This is a genomic window from Lyngbya sp. CCY1209 (genome assembly GCF_035615495.1).
In the GTDB taxonomy this organism is placed as follows: domain Bacteria; phylum Cyanobacteriota; class Cyanobacteriia; order Cyanobacteriales; family Microcoleaceae; genus Limnospira.
In genome coordinates, this window is record NZ_JAJENU010000398.1 from 1 (window position 1) to 2,799 (window position 2,799).

General features: G+C 52.8%; 1 protein-coding gene. It reads right to left on the reverse strand.

Annotated elements, in window-relative coordinates:
- Nucleotides 1–331: 331 nt before the first annotated feature.
- Nucleotides 332–2,425: a 3'-5' exonuclease gene (locus LKE08_RS11840; protein ID WP_324704434.1), complete on the reverse strand. Its 2,094-nt coding sequence runs from the start codon at nucleotides 2,423–2,425 to the stop codon at nucleotides 332–334.
- Nucleotides 2,426–2,799: the final 374 nt, after the last annotated feature.

The window sequence follows — 2,799 nt, forward strand, 5'->3', positions numbered from 1 at the left end:
CCGCAGTTATTATAACTTCCCCAATCATCTTCAGATGATTTCGGCTATTAGCTTGGGAATTGATTCCCAAGCGGTTCGGGTGTTCGACCAGATTAGATGGCGGTGCCTTTCCTACCCATCTATTATCCCACAAGCCGGGAGATGAAATAGGAACGCACCATGGGATCAATCTTACCACACGAGTAGCACAGGCATCTTGCCTGTGAAAAAAAAGCGATCGCACTGTCACCCCAAATCCTCATCAACAACTCCTCTGTGTCCTCCGTGCCTCTGTGGTTAAATTTTATTAATTTTCGCACCCCCCAGATTTACATTGGTTGAGTTTCGTGCCTCAACCCAACCTCCTCCAATAAGGAACAGAAAGCCCCTCCAAAAACGGCGAGGGTGCCGATCGCAAACCACTGACAATCAGCGATCGCATCGCCCTCGAACAGCCCACATAAAACAGGCGTCGCTGTTCGTCGGAAACGACCGGCTTTTCTTCCTCGGGTAAATCGTCGCCGAAATAGGGTAAAATATCTTTATTGAGTCCCACGACGGCGACAAAGGGGAATTCCAAGCCTTTAGCCGAATGCAGGGTCATCACTTTTATATAGTTGGCATTCAGGTCGATTTCGTGGCCGGAAACAAACCGGGCGTCCGTGCCCTGGCGGGTCAGTTCCCGGGCGAGATTTCTGCCCATTTCCGACCTCGGACAGAGGACCGCGCCACCGTGGATGGGGAGGCGGTAGCGTTTGGCTGATTCGATAAAAAAAGCGCGGATTTTTTCGGTTTCTTGGTTCAGGTTTTCGGTTAAAATGAGAGTGGGAATTTCCCCTTCGTAGGCGGAGGGAGTTTGTTGCAGGCAGTCGGCGTCTCCAGCCTCAGTGCCGGAGAAAATGGCGGTGCAGGCGGCGATGATTTGGGCGGTGTTGCGATAGTTTTGTTTCAGGATGAGGGTGCGGCCGGCGACGTTCAAATCGGCGCGGATTTTTTTCCAACTGAAGCCGCGTTGGTAGAGGGATTGGGAGGCGTCGGCGGTGAGGTAGAGGGCTTTTAAAGAAGGGACTAAAGCCAAAATACACCGCAGGGCGACGGGGGATAAATCCTGGGCTTCATCGATAACGATCGCTTCGTAGGGTGGGGCGGGTAATTGGGTGATTTTTTCCAGGGCTTTTCGCCGCAGTTGGGGCCAGGTTATTAACCCATTTTTCGCCATTTCTCGCCCCCAGGTTTCGTAAATACTCCACATCGCCTCCCGCAGTTTTGCGGACAGGGGAAAGCCGCGCCCCCGCCGTTCCAGGGCGAGATATTCGGCTTGGGTGGCGACGCCCCAGCCGTCGATCGCTTCCTCAAATTCTTGCAGCAAATAGGGCAGTCCCAGGCGTTCGATATTTTGGCGACGGCCGATGCGATCAAAGCGATTTTTTCCGGGAATTTCTGCAATTTCCAGGGCGGTTTTCAGGCAGGATAGGGATTGTTTATCCGTGGCGATGTTGGGTTTTCCGTAGGTTTGGGTATAATATTTATAGGTGAGGGAATCGACGGTAGAAACGGTGACGCCGCAAGCCTCGGGTTCGCCGCCCAAAAGCTGGGTCAGCAGTTGTTGGGAGTAGGCGACGAGGGCCTTGGTGTAGGTGGTAAATAAGATGGGTTTGATACCCTTTTCCAGGAGGGTTTGGACGCGGTAAATGGCGAGGGTGGATTTGCCGGTACCGGGTCCCCCTTTGACGAGTACGGGGCCGCTTTTTCCGAAAGTTCTCAGTTTTTCCTGTTCGGGATCGAGCTTTAATAAAAAGCGGGTTAGGGTGCCGCTGACGAAGCGATCGAGGTCTTCGGGTTGGTTGAGAATGTATTCGCGATCGCCGATAATTTCTTCGATGGGGCGGGGGTAGAGGTTGTCAATTATTCGACTGATATAACGATCCGCGATAGGCAGTTCCAGCAGGGCTTCCGAGTTGGGGGCCGCGCAGATTTCCGGCCAGTATTCCGGGGGAATTTGCCACCGTTTTAGGTGGGTTTTGGTGAGTTTGAAGGGCAGGGAAGTGGTGATGGTGTCGGGCTCGGATGCCTCGATTTTCGCGGGTTCCGGAGGCGGCGGTGGCGGCGCGATTTCCTCCGGTTGCGGTTGGAGAATTTCGGCATCCGGCGGAGGTGCGGGGGCGTCGGTTTCCGTGAGTTCGACTTCGTAGGTGCGATCGTCCCGTTTGCGGACACTCAACAGTTTAACCCACCCGCCACCGAAGCAGTAAAACAGGCGATAGTCGCCGATGCGAACCCGATAGACATTGTTAGTATAGCCCTTCAATTTTTTAGCATCTCCCCGGGCGGAAATGGGGTCGGTTTCCAGGACTCTGATATTTTTCTGCACCTTTTTTTGCACCGCTTTGGGAAGGTTCAGCAGTTCGCTAAAAAAGGTATCAGTAGAAGAGATAGCCCAAGTCATGATTTGAGGGAGTAGTTTTGTAGGGTGCGTTCCCCCCATCCATTATCCCACCAGCCAGGAGATGAAATAGGAACGCACCATCGAATTGATTTTACCACACGAGTAGCCCAGGCATCTTGCCTGTCAAAAAAAAGCGATCGCACCCCCTTCCCCAACTCTTCATATCCAATCCAGTTGAATACTCGGAACCCAACAGCTCAAATCATCTATCGAATTGATTTTACCACACGAGTAGCCCAGGCATCTTGCCTGTCAAAAAAAGCGATCGCACCCCCCTCTCCCCAACTCTTCATATCCAATCCGGTTGAATGCTCGGAACAAAACGGGTTAGATATCCAAACCGCTTGGGAATCAATTCCCGAGGGCGCAAGCCT

Bases quoted from the DNA above. Each gene is read 5' to 3' on its own strand.
- LKE08_RS11840 (WP_324704434.1), bottom strand. From the start codon at position 2,425: ATGACTTGGGCTATCTCTTCTACTGATACCTTTTTTAGCGAACTGCTG.